The 16,140-nt window shown below is 70.1% G+C and carries 13 protein-coding genes and 2 pseudogenes; 5 read left to right on the top strand and 10 right to left on the bottom strand.

Features of this window, described 5'->3' with window-relative positions; translation table 11 throughout:
- Positions 1 to 151: 151 nt before the first annotated feature.
- On the top strand, positions 152 to 1,402 hold the full coding sequence (locus H180DRAFT_RS10410) for a L,D-transpeptidase (RefSeq protein ID WP_074466724.1): 1,251 nt from the start codon (positions 152 to 154) through the stop codon (positions 1,400 to 1,402).
- A gap of 150 nt (positions 1,403 to 1,552) precedes the next feature.
- Here the strand turns inward: H180DRAFT_RS10410 and H180DRAFT_RS10405 are convergent, their stop codons facing one another.
- Complete coding sequence (locus H180DRAFT_RS10405) at positions 1,553 to 2,083, bottom strand: type 1 glutamine amidotransferase domain-containing protein (RefSeq protein ID WP_055485745.1); 531 nt, start codon at positions 2,081 to 2,083, stop codon at positions 1,553 to 1,555.
- A 642-nt stretch (positions 2,084 to 2,725) separates the two neighbouring features.
- Between H180DRAFT_RS10405 and H180DRAFT_RS10400 the strand changes: the two genes are divergently transcribed.
- A complete protein-coding gene (locus H180DRAFT_RS10400) occupies positions 2,726 to 3,280 on the top strand; it encodes a hypothetical protein (protein WP_055485744.1) in 555 nt (184 codons plus the stop codon).
- 272 nt (positions 3,281 to 3,552) lie between these two features.
- Here H180DRAFT_RS10400 and H180DRAFT_RS10395 read toward each other — a convergent pair whose 3' ends face one another.
- From H180DRAFT_RS10395 to H180DRAFT_RS10380, 4 genes and pseudogenes are all read right to left on the bottom strand, one after another.
- Positions 3,553 to 3,921 (bottom strand): low affinity iron permease family protein, encoded by a 369-nt coding sequence (locus tag H180DRAFT_RS10395; RefSeq protein WP_055485955.1) that lies wholly within the window; start codon positions 3,919 to 3,921, stop codon positions 3,553 to 3,555.
- Between the two features lie 59 nt (positions 3,922 to 3,980).
- Positions 3,981 to 4,577 (bottom strand): hypothetical protein, encoded by a 597-nt coding sequence (locus H180DRAFT_RS10390; RefSeq protein ID WP_055485743.1) that lies wholly within the window; start codon positions 4,575 to 4,577, stop codon positions 3,981 to 3,983.
- A 26-nt stretch (positions 4,578 to 4,603) separates the two neighbouring features.
- Positions 4,604 to 4,681, bottom strand: a pseudogene (locus H180DRAFT_RS30940) (MerR family DNA-binding transcriptional regulator); the annotation flags it as partial.
- 97 nt (positions 4,682 to 4,778) lie between these two features.
- Positions 4,779 to 5,300, bottom strand: coding sequence for a DinB family protein (locus tag H180DRAFT_RS10380; protein WP_079100029.1), 522 nt, complete (start codon positions 5,298 to 5,300; stop codon positions 4,779 to 4,781).
- A 226-nt stretch (positions 5,301 to 5,526) separates the two neighbouring features.
- On the opposite strand from H180DRAFT_RS10380, the pseudogene H180DRAFT_RS29065 reads away from it, so the two are divergent.
- A pseudogene (locus tag H180DRAFT_RS29065) lies at positions 5,527 to 5,934 on the top strand (helix-turn-helix domain-containing protein); the annotation flags it as partial.
- A gap of 460 nt (positions 5,935 to 6,394) precedes the next feature.
- On the opposite strand, the gene H180DRAFT_RS10370 reads toward H180DRAFT_RS29065, so the two are convergent.
- The 5 genes from H180DRAFT_RS10370 to H180DRAFT_RS10350 all read right to left on the bottom strand — a co-directional run bounded on the left by H180DRAFT_RS10370 (position 6,395) and on the right by H180DRAFT_RS10350 (position 13,163).
- A complete protein-coding gene (locus H180DRAFT_RS10370; protein ID WP_055485741.1) occupies positions 6,395 to 7,006 on the bottom strand; it encodes a ClpP family protease in 612 nt (203 codons plus the stop codon).
- A 1-nt stretch (position 7,007) separates the two neighbouring features.
- Complete coding sequence (locus H180DRAFT_RS10365) at positions 7,008 to 7,661, bottom strand: ATP-dependent Clp protease proteolytic subunit (RefSeq protein WP_055485740.1); 654 nt, start codon at positions 7,659 to 7,661, stop codon at positions 7,008 to 7,010.
- Between the two features lie 561 nt (positions 7,662 to 8,222).
- The gene (locus H180DRAFT_RS10360; RefSeq protein WP_055485739.1) at positions 8,223 to 9,308 is read right to left on the bottom strand and encodes a cobalamin B12-binding domain-containing protein; all 1,086 of its coding nucleotides are present in this window, start codon (positions 9,306 to 9,308) and stop codon (positions 8,223 to 8,225) included.
- The gene (locus H180DRAFT_RS10355) at positions 9,305 to 10,969 is read right to left on the bottom strand and encodes a PP2C family protein-serine/threonine phosphatase (RefSeq protein WP_055485738.1); all 1,665 of its coding nucleotides are present in this window, start codon (positions 10,967 to 10,969) and stop codon (positions 9,305 to 9,307) included. Before H180DRAFT_RS10355 ends, H180DRAFT_RS10360 begins: the two co-directional genes overlap by 4 nt.
- Before the next feature lie 283 nt (positions 10,970 to 11,252).
- Positions 11,253 to 13,163, bottom strand: a complete 1,911-nt coding sequence (locus H180DRAFT_RS10350; protein WP_055485737.1) for a CocE/NonD family hydrolase — start codon at positions 13,161 to 13,163, stop codon at positions 11,253 to 11,255.
- Between the two features lie 245 nt (positions 13,164 to 13,408).
- Here H180DRAFT_RS10350 and H180DRAFT_RS10345 point away from each other — a divergent pair, with 245 nt between their 5' ends.
- Together H180DRAFT_RS10345 and H180DRAFT_RS10340 are read left to right on the top strand one after the other, a co-directional pair.
- Positions 13,409 to 14,983: an AbgT family transporter gene (locus H180DRAFT_RS10345; RefSeq protein WP_055485736.1), complete on the top strand. Its 1,575-nt coding sequence runs from the start codon at positions 13,409 to 13,411 to the stop codon at positions 14,981 to 14,983.
- Between the two features lie 19 nt (positions 14,984 to 15,002).
- Complete coding sequence (locus tag H180DRAFT_RS10340; protein ID WP_055485735.1) at positions 15,003 to 16,094, top strand: ArsR/SmtB family transcription factor; 1,092 nt, start codon at positions 15,003 to 15,005, stop codon at positions 16,092 to 16,094.
- Positions 16,095 to 16,140: the final 46 nt, after the last annotated feature.

The raw sequence follows: 16,140 nt of genomic DNA, 5'->3' as shown, positions 1-16,140 counted from the left end.
AGGACCGTGTCCCGGAACACAGTTTTGTAACTCGCGGAACCGGTCACCTGCCGGGGAGCGTTCCATCCCGTAGAGCGCGTCCGAACATGTCCGGCGTCGGTCCGGCGGGGGATGTACGCGGTGATACGGGGAGCTTGGGATTCGAGGGCAAATGGAGAGGCCTGTGACAACGCTGGGTAGGCACCGCAAGGCTGTATCGGCTGCGGCCGCGGTACTCGGCGGTGTACTCGCGCTGGGCGCGTGCGGTTCGTCCGGCGACGGCGGCAGTGGCGGCGACGACGCCAAGAACGCCAACTCTGAGGCGCGCAGCAAGAAGAGTTCGGAGGCCCGAATAAGGATCGCCTCCAGGAACGGGTCCGAGGGCGCGAGCATCAACACCGGCGGCAACGTCTCGGTCAGCAAGGGGAAGCTCACCGCGGTCAAGATGATGGCCGTCGAGGGCGGCACGAGTGTCGCCGGCACCATGTCGGACGACGGCAAGTCGTGGAAGCCGCAGCAGCAGCTCGAGCGGGCCACCCGGTACAAGATCACGGCCCAGGCCAAGGACAGCGGTGGCCGCAAGGCCGTCGAGAACTCGACCTTCACCACGGTCTCGCCGGACAACAGCTTCATCGGCACCTACGCCGGTGAGGACGGCCAGACGGTCGGCGTGGGAATGCCGGTGTCGATCAACTTCGACAAGCCGATCACGGACAAGAAGGCCGTCCAGTCCGCGATCAAGGTCAGCTCGACCAGCGGCCAGCAGATCGTCGGGCACTGGTTCGACGGCACCCGCCTCGACTTCCGGCCGCAGGAGTACTGGAAGCCGGGCTCCCGGATCACCCTCGACCTCAAGCTGGACGGTGTGAAGGGTGCGCAGAACCTGACCGGCGTGCAGAACAAGACGGTCACCTTCAACGTCGGCCGCTCGCAGGTCAGCACCGTCGACGTCGACAGCCACCAGATGACCGTCGTGCGGGACGGCAAGAAGCTCAAGACCATCCCCATCTCCGCGGGCAGCGACAAGAACCCGACGTACAACGGCAAGATGGTGATCTCCGAGAAGCACAAGGAGACACGGATGGACGGCAACACCGTGGGCTTCGGGCGCAAGGGCGAGGAGGGCTACGACATCAAGGACGTGCCCCACGCCATGCGCCTGTCGACGTCCGGCACGTTCATCCACGGCAACTACTGGGGCGCGCCGTTCGGTTCGGGCAACACCAGCCACGGCTGCGTCGGCCTGAAGGACACCCGTGGTGCGGACGACAACAGCACCGCCGGAGCCTGGTTCTTCTCCAACTCGATGATCGGCGACGTCGTCGAGGTGAAGGGCTCACCCGACAAGACCATTCAGCCGGACAACGGCCTCAACGGCTGGAACATGAGCTGGGCGGAGTGGAAGGCCGGCTCGGCCGTCTGATTTCCGGCCCGGCCCTCGCGTAACGCGACGCGCAGGCACAGCAGGGGCGGGGCACCGGCCGCACGACCGGATGCCCCGCCCCTGCCGTGTGCCTCAGGTCCTCAAGGATCAGGTCCTCAAGGACCTCGCGGGGGTGGCCAAGTCTGCGTCTCAGCCGGAGAGTTGGGTCACCACAGCGTCGTTGAACGCCTTGAGGTCGCCCGGTTTCCGGCTGGTGACGAGCGTGTATGTGTCCTCGTCCACGACGACCTCCTCGTCGACCCAGTGGGCGCCGGCGTTGCGCAGATCGGTCTCGAGGCTCGGCCACGAGGTGAGGGTGCGGCCGCGTACGACGTCCGCCTCGATCAGCGTCCACGCGGCGTGGCAGATCGAGGCGACGAGCTTGCCGCTCTCACAGAACGTCTTCACCAGTCGCACCGCGTCGTCGTCCAGGCGCAGCGCATCCGGGTTGGCCACTCCGCCGGGCAGGAGAAGCGCGTCGTACTGCTCCGCCGCGGCCTCGTCGACCGTCTGGTCCACCTGGAAGGTGTCGGCCTCGTCGAGGTGGTTGAACGCCTGGATCCGGCCCGCCGTCGTCGACACCAGCCGGGGCGTGTGGCCGGCGTCCTTCACGGCCTTCCACGGTTCCGTCAGCTCCACCTGCTCGACCCCTTCGGGAGCCATGAGAAAGGCGATGCGCATTCTGGCCACTTCCTTCCGCGCCGCCTGCGGCGCGAGGGACTTCATCGGTTACGCGGCCCGGGTCCCCGGTGTCGCGCCTGTCATGCCCCGCGCGCGGCGGGCGGGCAGGCCGGACGACCGTCTGTGACGGAGCGGCGCGTCAGGCCGCCCGGTCCGCTTCGTCGGGGGAAGCGGTTCATGCCGAGGGAAAGCGGTTCCTCGAGAACGGCACGACGGGCCTGTCCGTCGCCTTCGGTACATCGATGGCTTGTGCGGCTACGCAATGACAGGTGTCACGACTGTGAGCCGGGCGGGGTCCCGGATGATCACTGCCTGCGGACCGGTGAGGCGTGCCCAGGGGGTCGAATGCGTGCGGAACGGTGGGTCCCACCTGCGGTTTCCGGGCCGGGGGTGCAGACGTTGACGCGTCATCTTCCGCTTCCTGGGCCCTTTTTGGGATCTACTCCTTGTGTCCGGAGTGTGAAAACCAGCATCCGTTGACGCGTCACTGTCAAAACAGTACGGTCCCGCAGCGAAATCGGTTGCTCGCACTTCCGCAGGTCGCCCCGAGGGTCCGGGGAGTGGCGAGGGTTACAGGGTTCCGCGCCAGCAGGGACGCGTATCTACGCGCGTTCTTGTCCCCCACCTGGAAGGAAAGACCTGATGACGTTCACCGCGAAGGTCAGACGCAAGACGGTGATCCGCAGCGCCACGGCCCTTGCCGCGGGTGTGCTCCTCGCCGGCGGACTGGCCGTGCAGGCGAGTGCCGGCGAGGCCGACGTGAAGGCCGGCGACAAGCGGGCCAACGCCGAGATCCTGGACGAGAAGTGCGCCGTCCCGCCGGACTTCGACGCAGCCATCATCAACACCGTTCACGATGTCGCGACGCAGCGCGGCGTGAACGACAAGGTGATGCTCGCCGCGTTCGAGGCCGGCTGGGTCGAGTCCCACATGAACAACCTCAACTGCGGTGACCGCGATTCGCTCGGCGTCTTCCAGCAGCGGCCCAGCGCCGGATGGGGCACTCCCGAGCAGATCATGGACCCGGTCTACGCGACCAACGCGTTCCTCGACCAGGCCATCCCGAACGACCAGGCGGACCCGGGCATGACCGCCGGTCAGCTCGCCCAGAGCGTCCAGCGCTCCGCCTTCCCGGAGCGCTACGACCAGAGCGAGGCCAAGGCCCGGGAAATGATCGACATCGCTGCCAACAGCTGACGCACCGGTCCTCCCGGCTCACCACGGGTGATACGCGGCGGCTGCCTGCCGCGGGGAAATGCGGACCGAGGGAGCCTGCCCCACCCGGGCTCCTCCATGCGGAACGAGGCGAGCGGCCGTCCTGTCGGCGTCCTGATCCACGTCCTGATCCAGGTGCGCAGGCCGTCGCCCGTTCCATGGCGGACGGCACCGGAGCCACCGGTGCCGTCGGCCGCCCCGCGGAGCTGTGCCCGCGACGGGGCGGGCCGGCTCCGGGGCGGCGGGGCGGAGCCTCACACGTTCTCGTCCATGCGTATCGCTTCCCGCAGGCTTTCGTGGGCCTTGTGAGAACCCCCGTCGTGCTGTTCGAGAACCACCGCGGCTATCGCGTCCAGTTTGCGCTGGAGCGCGTGCTCCGCGCGCCGTTCCGTGTTCTTGAGCAGGGCGAGGAGCAGCAGACTCACGGCGGCCATCATGTCGCCCACGAAGATCAGCCAAGTCACCGGCACGTGCAGGAGATGCACGACGACGAACGTGACGATCAGGAGCACGCAGAAGCAGTAGAAGGCAGGCGAGCCGGTGACATTGGAAGCCGTCTCGGCCATGCGCTCGAAGCGGCCCCGTTTGTAACCGCCCCGCTTCGCGGGGTGCTGGATGGTCATGTACATCCCGTTCCTGTAGGTGCCGGCTGGATGACGTGCGTGTACCCGGCGACCGGCGCTCACTCTCCCGCGCGCGCTGGGGCGGCCGGTTTCCCCCGCAGCGCTTCGAGCGCGGGGCCCGGTTCGTCGCAGAAGAACCGGACCGAGGTCACCCGTGCCTCACTGCCCAGCGGACGGACGGCCGTGACCGGCTCCGACAGTTCCACCACCACGTTCGTACGGGACGAGACCGCCACCGCGAGACGCCCTCCCTCCACGGAGACCATGCCGCGCTCGTTGTAGTTCTGCGCGACCCTTACGGAGCCGATCAGCCGGCGAGGTGTCCGCAGGTCGAAGAACGCCCCGCAGCGGATGCGCAGTTCACGGTCGTCGACGACATGCGGCCGGGTCACGCCCGCCGCGACGATCGCCAGCACCGCCACCGTCGCGTACAGGTCCACCACCAGTACCAGGTTGCGCAGGCCCGCCAATGCGCCCAGCCCTCGCAGCAGCACCTCCGTGGCGGCCGTCTCCAGCACCGTCACGAAGAGGATCAGCAACAGGGTCGGGCTCTGCTCACGCGAGTACGGCACGGCGACGGCCCCCGCCGGCACCCCGTCCCGGCGGCGGGCGATCCACAGCGCGAGGCTCGCCGTCCCCCGTACGTCGAAGGACATGAGGCGGCGCGGCCCGGGCGGCCGGTGAGGAGCCCGAGGCGGTGGTAGTGCCGCACGGTCCTGGTCGAGACCCCGACCAGGGCGGCGAGTTCGCCGATTCGCATGCCTTGATTGAAGACCTTGACGCAACGGCAAGGTCAACACGAGGCCGAGCGCATCGCCGCGGAGCGCCCCGCGCGAGGAGCCGCCACCACGGCGTCGTTACTGGCCGACCCGCCCGTCGATGCGCTCGCGCAGCAGGTCCGCGTGGCCGTTGTGGCGGGCGTACTCCTCGATCATGTGCACCAGGACGTCCCTGAGGGTGAGCGGCTCCCCCTCGTGCGTGACGGTGAAGTCCATGTCCGGTGCGTCCCGCACGAACCGCTCGGCGAAGGCGACCTCCGCACGCCATGTCTCCCACGCCTCGGCGACGACGTCCGGATCCGCGACCGCTCCGTGGAAGTCGCCGTCGCGGTCGGCCTCGGAGCGGTAGTGGCGCTGCACGTCCTGTCCGGCCAGCACGCCCCGGAACCAGATCTGCTCGACCCCCGCCAGGTGGCGCACCAGGCCCAGCAAGGACATGTCGGACGGCTCCACGGAGCGCCTGGCCAGCGCCGAGGCGTCGAGACCGGAGCACTTCAACTGCAGCGTCAGCCGCTGGGCGTGCAGAACTCCGGTGAGCGAGGCCCGTTCGTCCTCGAATCCCTCCTGGGAGCGGGGGTCGTCGTCGGGGTGCACGAACATGTCCGACCACCCGAAGCGTCGTTCGGTTTCCTTCTCCGCTGCTGATTCCGCGCCGGTCGTCTCCATCCCCTGAGCTTCCGCCCGAACGGGCGTGCACCGCCACGGGTTTTCCGGCAACGGCCGTTCCGGGGCGCGGTGAGGAGCATATGGCGTGGGATCGTTTCGCCGGTGGCGGAAGTGGCTCCCGCCCCCTTCCGGCCCGGCGCGGTGCTCCTAATCTGAAGTGGTGAGCACCCACACGCCCGGCAGGCCCCGCGTCGTTCCGCTGCGTCCGGCAACCGCCGTGCCGGTTCCCGAGGCTCCAGTCCCCGAAGCCGCCGGCCCCGAAGCCGCAGCCCCCGAAGGCACAGTCCGCGAAGGCACCGCAGCCCCCGGAGCCGTGCCCGGAGCAGTGCCCGATGCAGTGCCCGACTCCGCCGGCCGCGCGGCCAAGGAGCCGCTCTGGCGGCACGTCGTCGGCGGCGTGCTGCGCGGTGAACGGCTCGGTCAGAGGCGAACCCTCAAGGACGTCGCCGAGGCTGCCCGCATCTCCATGCCGTACCTCTCCGAGGTCGAACGGGGACGCAAGGAGGCCTCGTCGGAGGTGCTCGCCGCTGCCGCACAGGCGCTGGGGCTGAGCCTGGCCGACGTGCTGGGCCTGGTCCAGGGCGAGTTGGAACGGGAGCTGGAACGGCGTGCGCGGCGCGGTCGCCCGTCCGTGGTCCGCCGGGTGCGGCCGTCCTCTCCCGGCGCTTCGCCGGCTGACGCGCTCCGGGTGCCCGGCGGGGCTCTCCCCGACAGCGGCGCGGCGCACGAGGAGAGCGACGACGGCTCTGCCACGTCCGTGTCGACGCTGAGCACGCGGAGCAGCGGCACCCGGCCGGCGGCTCCGCGGCCGGGTGATGTGCGCCTCGCCGCCTGAAGAACGTCCGAGGAACGGTTCGAGGAACGGTCCGAGGGAGGGCCTGAGAACGCCGCGTGGCACGACGCCGTCCCACGGCACCGTGCCACGGCACCGTGCCACGACGTCACGTCACGCTCGCCGGCATCCGACTGCCGTCGTACGAGGCCGGTCAGGCCGCGCCGGTATCCGACTGCCGTCGTACGAGGCCCCGTCAAAGCCCTCCGGCCGCCAACTGCCGTCGGCTGAGCACTTCGTCCGCCAGCCCGTACGCGACGGCCTCGGGCGCGGTGAAGACCTTGTCGCGGTCCATGTCCGCCCGGAGGACCGCGACTTCGTGGTGGGTGTGCCGCGAGAGGATCTCCTCGACCTCTGAGCGGATCCTCAGCATCTCCTTGGCCTGGAGACTCAGGTCCGAGACGGTGCCACGGCTGCCGCCGCTGGCCGGCTGCCCCAGCAGCACGCGGGAGTGCTCCAGCACGAACCTCCGCCCGGGGTCGCCCCCGGCCAGCAGCACAGCGGCGGTCGAAGCGGCCTGGCCGACGCAGAACGTCGAGATCGGCGCGCCGACGAAGGTCATCGTGTCGTAGATCGCGGTGAGTGAAGTGTAGGAGCCGCCGGGCGAGTTGATGTAGACGGCGATCTCGCGTTCGGGTGCCGAGGACTCCAGGTGGAGGAGCTGCGCGATGACGACGTTGGCCACTCCGTCGTCGATCTCCGTCCCGAGGAAGATCACGCGCTCGGAGAGCAGCCGGCTGTAGATGTCGTACGCGCGCTCTCCGTGCGGCGTGCGTTCCACGACGGTCGGGATCGTGTACTGGCTCATCTCAGAGACCCACCCTCCGCTTCGGTGCGGCCGGGCGCACGTCGTCCAGCGACTGCACGACCCGGTCGACCATCCCGTACTGCAGGGCCTGTTCGGCCGTGAACCAGCGGTCACGGTCGCCGTCCCGCGCGATCGTCTCCTCGCTCTGGCCGGTGTGCTCGGCGGTGATCCGCTCGATGGCCTTCTTCATGTACTCGAGGTTCTCGGCCTGGATCGCGATGTCCGCCGCCGGCCCGCCGATGCCGGCGGAGGGCTGGTGCATCATGATCCGCGAGTTGGGCAGGGCGTAGCGCTTTCCCGCCGCTCCCACCGTGACGAGGAACTGGCCCATGCTCGCGGCGAAGCCCATGGCCAGCGTGGAGACGTCGTTCGGGATGAGCCGCATCGTGTCGTAGATCGCCAGCCCCGCGGTGACCGAACCTCCGGGGCTGTTGACGCACAGGCTGATGTCGGTGCGGGGGTCCTCGGCGGAGAGCAGGAGCAGCTGCGCGCAGATGCGGTTCGCGGAGGTGTCGTCGACCTCGCTGCTCAGGAAGACGATGCGCTGCGTGAGGAGCTGGGCGGCAAGGTGGTCGTCGAACCGCGACCGAAGGTTCTCGCCCTCCTCGGCACGTGGGGGCGAGGGGCGGTCCAGTGGGACGGCGAGTGGAGACATGGGCCCTCCTGATCGTCGTGCGCCTCGGCGTGGTCCGCGGCGCTCACCCCACTGTCGGCCCGTCCGGCCCGTGGGATCAGGGATCTCGCCCCGCAGCAGATTCGCCCAGGGCAGAGCACGTCGTTCCCGCAGGTCACGGCGGGGCCCTGGTGGCCGGGGCGTGGCTCGCCGCTTGCCGGGCCCGCGGCAGCTCCCCACGGCGCGGCCTTCCGCGTCGAGGTCTCCGTCAGACCGGCAGGGACTCCGGCAAGGACGGCCGCGCCCCGGGCTCCCGTCTCGGCAGCCCGCTTCCATGCAGGTGGCGGCGCCCCTTGACCGTGGAGCAAATCGGAGTAATCCTGGCAATTGAGTCGGTGAACAACGGCAAAGCTTCGATACGGAGCATTTGTCGATTCACCGGCTCGTATCCCCCGAAAATTCTGGAAGACGTGAGAGCGCCGACCGGGATTTCCGGGGGTTCTGCGTGTGCGGGGCTTCTCCGGGGGCGGGGGCCGGCCCCGGCGGGCCGGCTCACCCTCCCCACGGGGGTGCCCTCTCACTCACCCTCTCCGCCGTCCTCGCTCATGAGGGACGGCGGGAGCCGTCCTGCTCGACGAGGGTCCGGCGCCCCGCCGCGAGTTTGTCGAGGGCCCGGGGAGACCCGCGTAGCCGGTCCGCCAGCGCATCCGTCATCACGACGAGGCAGCGGGGGTCCACCGAGCGCGTGGCGAGGTATCTCCGGGCGAAGTCGAGCTGACCGGTGAAGACCCGCGCGTCATCCACGAAGACCGCCGCGGCCAGGGCGTCCAGCAGCCGCCCGAGGAGCTCGGCGCTCTCCACGTGCTCCTCGCTCTCCACGTGCTCCTCTTCGGCGGAGCGTCCTCGCAAGCCAGGGAACGGCTCGCACGGCGTGTGAGCCAGGCGCTCCAGCACGGGACGCCGCCGGACGAGCTGTGCGTACGCCTCCACGGCACCCGGCTGGACCGACGACTCCCCACGCAGCACCGGTGGCCAGTGGCGACGCAGTGCTTCCGCGCCGCTGCGGGCGTCGGCCGCGTACAGGTCCGCACCCAGGGTGTCCGCCCAGACGCCCCCGGGTCCGAACCCGGGTCCGCCCGCCATGACGGGGACTCCGGCCCACCGGCATGCCTCGATCTGCCGGTACGCGAGCGGAAGGTTTCCCGGCAGCGTGCACGAGATCGCGACGACGTCGGGGCCGCTCTGCTGTACGTCGGACAGAAGCTCGTAGGGCGACACCGACCCGCCGAGCGGCCGTACGTGGAAGCCGTGCAGTCGCAGCACCGCGGCGAGGATGTGGGAGGGCAGAATGTGCCACTCGCCGTCGCTGCAGGCCACCAGCACGTGGCCCTGTGAGCCGGTCCCGGAGGGGAAGCGGGTGGTGCTGCGGGCGGCGGACGCGACCGCGTCCACGACCTGCCGGCTGACGTGAGTGGCCGCGTGCTCCTGTGCCACCGTCCACTCCCCGGACTCCCACCTGGCCCCGACCTCGATCTGTGCCGGTGACACCAGTTCGAGCAGCACATCCTCAGCGCTCACGCCGCTCGTCAGCAGACGGTCGGCCAGTTCGAGCGCACCGCCCTCGTCCGCACCCGCCAGGCAGGCGTAGAAGTCCGCGCGCACAGCGTCGGTGATCCCGGGGCCGCTCATCGGTTCTTCCGCATACCGTTGCCCGCGGGCCCGCCCGGTTCCTCGTGCCGGTGGCGCGGCGGGGAGCCATGGCGGGGAGGTGCTTGCAGCGTCAGGATGGAGATGTCGTCGTGGGGGCGTCCCGCGAGCCACTCGGTCGTCAGCAGCTCCAGACGCTCCGCCACCGACGCCGCCTGCATTCCGACGCAGCCGGCCAGCGCGTTGACGAGGCGTTCGTCGCCGTAGATCTCCCGCCCGCTCACCCCGCCCCGTGCCTCGGTCACCCCGTCGCTGTAGAGAAGCATCAGCTCACCGGGTGCGAGGCGGAACTCCGTACGGCTGAAGCTGGGATCGGGCACCGCGCCGATGAGCGTTCCTTCGCAGACGATCTCCTCCACCCGTCCGCCGCCGCGGAGTGCGAGCGGGGGGAGGTGACCGCCGCTGGCGATCCCCACGGTCACGGAGCCGTCATGGCCCGGGCGGGCGAAGCCGGAGATCAGGGTCGTGAAGCGGTGGCCTTCGTCGATGACGATGTCGTTGAGCAGCTGCAGATCGTGCAGGGGGTCGGCGCCTTTCGTCACCAGGGTCAGGGTCCGCATGCTCTGCCGGACGTGCCCCGCCAGTACCGCGGCCTCGGCGCCCTTGCCGGAGACGTCACCGAAGAAGAACGTCACCCCGCCCGAGGAGCAAGGGGAAACGTGGTAGAAGTCGCCGCTGACGCGCAGTGCCTCCGCGGCCGGTCGGTAGGCGGCGCCGAGCTGCAGGCCGTCCGCCGAGGGCAGCGGTTGCGGAGCCAGGCTGTCCTGAAGAACGGCGATGGTGTGGGCCTGCTGCGAGTACAGCGCCGCCGTGGCCAGGGCCAGTCCGGCCCTGGCGGCGAACTGGCGCGCCAGTTCGATGTCCACGTCGTCGAAACGGTCACGCTCCGGGCCCCGCAGCATGATCAGCGCGCCGGCCGGCAGGCCCCCTGCGTCGAGCTGGGCCACGAGCGCATCCTCGACCTGAAGGAGATCCCCGGGCACGACGTCGCCGAGGGGCCCCATCTCGTGGGCGCGTACCGCAGCGGGGCGCGGCTGCAGCCCGTGCAGCGCGTCTCTCACCTCGGGCACCCGTTCGAGGATCTCGACGGGCACTTCCCCAGAGGACCGTGCCTCGCCCGGCCCCGCCCGGTGCCAGCCCGTACGCCGCCCTGTCACCGGCAGCACCACCACGGACACGTCCGCCAGCTCCGGGATCACGAGCTCGACGACCGTACGGACGGTGCGGGCGTGATGGAGCGAGGCGCCCAGACGCCTGGTTGTCTCCTCCAGGAACGCCGATCTGCCGCGTTCGTCGACGAGGGCCGCCTCGGCGTCCTCGGCACTGCTCACGTCACGGACCAGCCACACCGCGCGTCCGCCGACGTTCTGCAGGCGGCCGCGGAGCCTGCGGCCCTCGTGACTGGTCGAGAAGCGCTCCGCCCGACGGGCGGCGGCATGAGCGAGAGGTGCGGCCGCGGACGTGCTCAGCTGCTCGCCGGGGCGCAGCCGGGGGAACAGGCAGGCCGCGGCACGGTTGAATCCGCGGACCGTCCCGTCGGCCCGGTCGCACACGACGACGGCCTCTTCGACGAGATCCAGCAGCTCGCCGAGCTCCGCCCGGGGTCTGCCCCGCGCGCCCCAGCCATCCCCGTCGTCCGTCATCGGCCACCACCTCGTGCGCGTTCGACTGCTGCGCCTACAGTGCCCGTGTTGCCCGTTCTGTTCCTGTTTGCTCCTTGGGTTTGATGCAAGTGGCCCGGCTCGGCTCCCTGCGGGTGCTGTGACGGGCCGGCTCGGGTGCGGACGTCGACTTCCGCGGCCCCGCTCCCACCGGGCAGCTCGGGCCGGTGTGGGCCGACTCGCCTCGGGAGCAGGGATGCGGAGGGTGGAGTCGTTCGGCAAGGTTGCACCTCGGGTCCTTCCCGGTCAGCCCTGGCGGCGGGCACTACGTCAGCGCCGTCCGCCCGCCCTCCAGCCACACCAGCACGTGGGAAGGGTGCTCGGCATCCATGTGCACGGTGTTCGCAGCTACGGCGGTACGCCGGACGTCGGCCTCCGGTTGGCCGGTGTTGGTGTTGACGTCGAAGCGGGGGAAGTTGCTGGAGGAGATGTCCAGCCGGATGCGGTGGCCTGCGCCGAAACGGTTGGCCGTGTCGGGGGCGGTCACGTCGATCTCGTACACCTCGCCGGGGGTGAGCAGCTCCGGCCTCTCGTAGGAGCGGTGGAAGCGGCAACGGAAGATGCCGTCGGTGAGGATCATGGCGAAGCCGTGCGGATAGTCCGCGTTGGGCGGGTGCACGTCGATCAGCTTGACGGTGAAGTCGGTGTCCGGGGCCGTGGTGGATATGAAGAGCTTTGCCGTGACCGGACCGGCCAGCACCACGTCCCGCTTCAGCGGTGGCGTCGTCAGGCTGATCACGTCCGGGCGGGAATCCAGCGGCAGATACGGTTCACGTGCGCCGAACACGCGGGAGTCCGGGGCGTTCTGGTCGTACGCCCCGCCCGACATCACCGGCTCGCCCGAGGTGATCTGGCCGCCCATGGTCGGCACCGGGTTGCGCGGATCGAAGTCGTACGTCACCGACCCTGCGACCGCGGTCGGCGGGGTGGTGGTGATCGCGCCGCCGGTGTCCAGGTACAGCGCGACGGGGTTCATAGACGAGGGGGGCCACCGAGTGTCCGTCCGCCACTCGCCGCCGTGCCGCATCCGCCCGTCCGCGTTCCGCAGTCCGTCGCCGCCGCCCATCAGGAAGTACTGGACGGCGGGCGCGTTCCCGGGCTCCGGTCTCCCGCTGCCGATCCGCCCCAGCGCCCGGTCGAACCAGCGGCGGCGGAACTCCAGGTACGACGGGGCGAGGTTGCCGTCCAGTCCGGCCCGTGGGCCGAAGTCGACATCTCCGGCATAGGTCTTGCAGCGGTCACCGTGCGTCCAGGGGCCCATCACCAGGTACGCGGGTGCCGATTTCAGCTGCCGCAGCGCGGTGAAGTTCTCGATGGTGGAGCGGACGTAGGGGTCGTACCAGCTGCCCATGTGCAAGCTCGGTGCGTCCGGGAAGCGCTCGTAGAAGCCGCGCCCGTAGATCGCCGGGTTGCGGTAGTAGTCCCCGAAGGCGTCCTGCCGCCATTGCTCCAGCAGATAGTCCTCGTACGCCGGCAGATGCCGCAGCGGCGAGAGGCCCGGCCGCCACGGCATCGCCCTGAACCAGCCCGCCACATCAAGCCGGCTCAGCTCCTCGGCCAGTACCAGGTCCGCCGTCACTTCCGGGCTGCTCATGGCGTGCCGCAGCGTCCACGTCACCTGCTTGAGTTCGAAGGCGCCGCCCATTCGCATCCCCGCGTCGTATGCGGAGGAGAAGCCCCCCGAGTCCTGGAACATCGCCGCAAGCCCGGCCACCCCCTCGGCGGCCGCGGCCGCCTGGACGTGTGCGGAATAGGACACTCCGGTCATCACGACCCTCCCGTCGCACCACGGCTGCTCCCTCAGCCAGGCGATCGTGTCCGCCCCGTCCGGACCCTCGCCGAGATACTTCACGAACGTCCCCCCGGAGCCGCCACGGCCCCGGCAGTCCTGCCGTACGACGTGGTAACCGGCGTCGGTGAAGTACCGGGCGATGTCCTCCGGCTGCGGGACAGGCGCGTCGCTGCGGTCCTGATCCGATCCGCGCGACTTGCGCCGCCCGTAAGGAGTGCGTTCGAGAAGCACGGGCAGTGGGCTTGCATCCGGTTCCGGTGAGGCGGAGTACAGGTCGGTGGCGAGACCGACGCCGTCCCGCATCGGGATGCGCAGGGTGCGGCGCCACAGGGCGCCCCCCTGGAGGGGCTCGGGGCTGAGGGCAGGGGTGTCGTAACAGGTCACGCACGTGACGCTAGGCAGTGGTCGACGTCATGGGCGATCACTTGACGTCATCAGGTCAACTGTTCCGCCAGACGGTGACGGAGCCGAATACGCGACCTACTGTGACGCGCAACCCAGACGGCCCCGTGCCCCACCACGGCGGCACCCGCGCACCGATCGTGCCCGGCCTTCGTTCGCTTTCCCGCAGCCCGCCCTTGAGCAGCCGCGCCGCCGTGCCCTCACTCGTCGCTCCCCAGGAGATCGCTATGAGTACAACCGACAATCCCACCCGGAAAGTGCAGGCTGTCGAGCCTGACAACGGGGGCCGTGGTTCGCGGTTCCTCGATCTGGTTGAGCGCGCGGGGAATGCGCTGCCGCATCCGTTCTGGCTGTTCTGGATCCTGTGCGGGGTGGTCACCCTCGCAAGCTGGGCCCTGAACGCTGCCGGCCTCGAGGTCGAGGACCCCTCCTCGGGCGACACGGTCGGCGTACGCAGCGCACTGTCGGCGGACGCCGTGCGGGACCTGATCAGCGGGGCTCAGGACTCCTTCGTCACCTTCGGGCCGCTCGGCACCGTGCTGATGGTGATGCTCGGTGTCGCGGTCGCCGAGCGCTCCGGGCTCTTCGAGGCCCTCGCCCGCCGCATGCTCTCCGGCCTCTCCCCGCGCATGGTCGTCCTCGGGGTGGCCCTGGGCGGCGTGCTGGGGAAGTTCCTCTCCGACTCCGCGTACGTGGTGCTCATCCCCCTCGGAGCAGTGGCTTTCCGCGCCGTCGGCCGCTCTCCGATGCTCGGCATGATCGTCGCGTTCGTCTCAATCAACGCCGCGGGCGACGCCAATCCGCTGATCGCCCCGGGAGACGCCCTGTTCGCCTCCGTGGCCACCGAGGCCGCGCAGCTCGTCGACGAGGACGCAGTTGTCCGTGCGACGGACAACATGTACTTCACCACGGTCTCGGCGTTCGTTCTCGCGGGCACCATCGCCCTGGTCGTCGACAAGATCCTCGCGAAGCGCGAGCACCATCTGACACCCGACGAGGACCTGGAAGCCGTCGCATCCCAGCAGGTGGTCGCCGCCGAGGTCGACGACGCCACCGAGGTGCGGGCCCTGAGGCTGACCGCGCTGGCCGTACTCGGTTACGCCGCACTGATCGTGCTCGCCATGCTGCCCGCTTCGTCGCCCCTTCGCGGCGACGGAGGCGCGCTCGTGGAGTCCACCTTCATGAACTCCATCGCCGTCTTCCTCACGATCTTCTTCCTGCTCATCGGCGCGGTGTACGGGCGGCTCACGGGGCGGATCCGCGGGAGCCGCGGTATACCCGAGGCCATGGCGGAGGGAGTGCGTTTCATCGCACCGCTCCTGGTGCTCTTCTTCGCCGTCGCCCAGTTCGTCGCGCTGTTCAAGTGGACCAACATCGCCACCGTCGTCGCGGTCGAGGGGGCCGGCTTCCTCAAGCAGATGGGTGCCCCCACCCTGGTGCTGTTCTCCCTGCTGATCGCCGCGGTTGCCCTCATGAACCTCCTCATCACCTCCGGCTCCGCCCTGTGGGCCCTGGTCGCCCCGGCGCTGATACCGATGCTCATGCTGCTGGGCACCAACCCGGCCACGACCCTGGCGCTCTACCGCATCGCCGACTCCTGCACCAACTCCATCACCCCGATGAGCACCTCGTTCATGCTCTGCGTCGGTTACCTGCAGACCCTCCGCCGCAAGGCCGGCATCGGCACCCTGGTCTCCTTCACGTTGCCTGTCGCCATGATCATGCTGGCGGTGTGGGTGCTGCTGTTCTTCGTCTGGTACCTGCTGGGAATCCCGCTCGGACCAGGGGCGCCGGTGCGTTGAGCAGCCGTACGCTGGCCGAGTGAGCATCGTCCTCGATGTCGGAGGGCTCAGCGCCACGGACCTCGTGGCAGGGCCCTCCGCTCTGTCGGAACTGATGGCGAGCCTGCATGTGCTCGCCGAACCCGAGCACCACCCGGAGGCCACCGGCTGGGCGGCCCGGGCCGTCGCGGCGCGCCCCGGACTGCGGGACGAGCTCTCGGTGTTCGCCCCGTTGTGGGTCCGCTTCCGCTGCCGCCTCTTCTTTCCCCGCACGCTGCCGCTCGCGGCGAGCCTGGACGAAGAGCTGGCAGGGATAGCGGCGCTGTCGGCGGAGGAATTCGTCGAGCTGGTGGCGCCCGGAGTGCTCGGCACTCTCGTGCAGCCCATGCCGCCGGCCCGCGAGCTGCGCCAAGGCACCGCCGCCGCGGAGGAGTACGTGCGGCGTTGCGTGCGCCGCTCGTACGCCCGCGGCGAGCTGGCGCGGCTTCTGATGGCGGCGCCCACGGACACGCGCGACCGGCTGCTGGCGCTGCTGCGGGCCGCCGACACCGCATTCTTCGCCGCGGACTGGCGCGCCCTGCGCCCGGGCCTGGAGCACCACGCGCGTGAGGTGCGCCGTCGGCTGGCTGCCTGGCCGCCCGCGGACGTGCTCGCCGAACTGCTGCCGACGGCGGACAGAGTCGGACCGGGCGAGCGGGTCAGGCTGGACAAGCTCCAGATCGACGAGGTGAAGGTGGCCCCGCGCTCACTGGTCCTCGTCCCGTCCACGCGGGTGTGGCCGCATCTGACGGTCAAGAAGGAGCATTCGTCGTGCGTTGTGGTGCAGTACGCGGCGCGCGGTACCGCCCCGGCCGGGGCGCTGAGCCTTCGGGATCTGCACGACCGGCTACTGGCTCTGGGTTCTCCGACGCGGATGGAACTGTGCCGCCACCTGCTGGGCGAGCCCATCACCACCTCGGAGCTGGCCGTCCGGCTCGGCTCCAGCGAACCGCAGGTCTCCCGCGCCCTGCGGACGCTGCGCGACGCGGGCTTGGTGCGCTCCACCCGGGACGGGAAGCTGGTGCGGCACCGGCTGGCCACGGATGTCATACGGCGGCTGGGCGACGACGTCCTCGCTACCGTGACGCGGTGAGTCGCCGCACGGCGGCGTCTTCATCCGGCGTATGTACTCTGCGTCC

It is taken from the genome of Streptomyces sp. WMMB 322 (genome assembly GCF_900090145.1).
Classification (GTDB): domain Bacteria; phylum Actinomycetota; class Actinomycetes; order Streptomycetales; family Streptomycetaceae; genus Streptomyces.
This window is presented reverse-complemented; position numbering and strand designations above follow the sequence as displayed.

Bases quoted from the DNA above. Each gene is read 5' to 3' on its own strand.
- H180DRAFT_RS10345 (WP_055485736.1), top strand. From the start codon at position 13,409: ATGAGTACAACCGACAATCCCACCCGGAAAGTGCAGGCTGTCGAGCCT.
- H180DRAFT_RS10380 (WP_079100029.1), bottom strand. From the start codon at position 5,300: ATGTTCGTGCACCCCGACGACGACCCCCGCTCCCAGGAGGGATTCGAG.
- H180DRAFT_RS10405 (WP_055485745.1), bottom strand. From the start codon at position 2,083: ATGCGCATCGCCTTTCTCATGGCTCCCGAAGGGGTCGAGCAGGTGGAG.
- H180DRAFT_RS10410 (WP_074466724.1), top strand. From the start codon at position 152: ATGGAGAGGCCTGTGACAACGCTGGGTAGGCACCGCAAGGCTGTATCG.
- H180DRAFT_RS10370 (WP_055485741.1), bottom strand. From the start codon at position 7,006: ATGAGCCAGTACACGATCCCGACCGTCGTGGAACGCACGCCGCACGGA.
- H180DRAFT_RS10355 (WP_055485738.1), bottom strand. From the start codon at position 10,969: ATGACGGACGACGGGGATGGCTGGGGCGCGCGGGGCAGACCCCGGGCG.
- H180DRAFT_RS10360 (WP_055485739.1), bottom strand. From the start codon at position 9,308: ATGAGCGGCCCCGGGATCACCGACGCTGTGCGCGCGGACTTCTACGCC.
- H180DRAFT_RS10390 (WP_055485743.1), bottom strand. From the start codon at position 4,577: ATGTCCTTCGACGTACGGGGGACGGCGAGCCTCGCGCTGTGGATCGCC.
- H180DRAFT_RS10365 (WP_055485740.1), bottom strand. From the start codon at position 7,661: ATGTCTCCACTCGCCGTCCCACTGGACCGCCCCTCGCCCCCACGTGCC.
- H180DRAFT_RS10395 (WP_055485955.1), bottom strand. From the start codon at position 3,921: ATGACCATCCAGCACCCCGCGAAGCGGGGCGGTTACAAACGGGGCCGC.
- H180DRAFT_RS10400 (WP_055485744.1), top strand. From the start codon at position 2,726: ATGACGTTCACCGCGAAGGTCAGACGCAAGACGGTGATCCGCAGCGCC.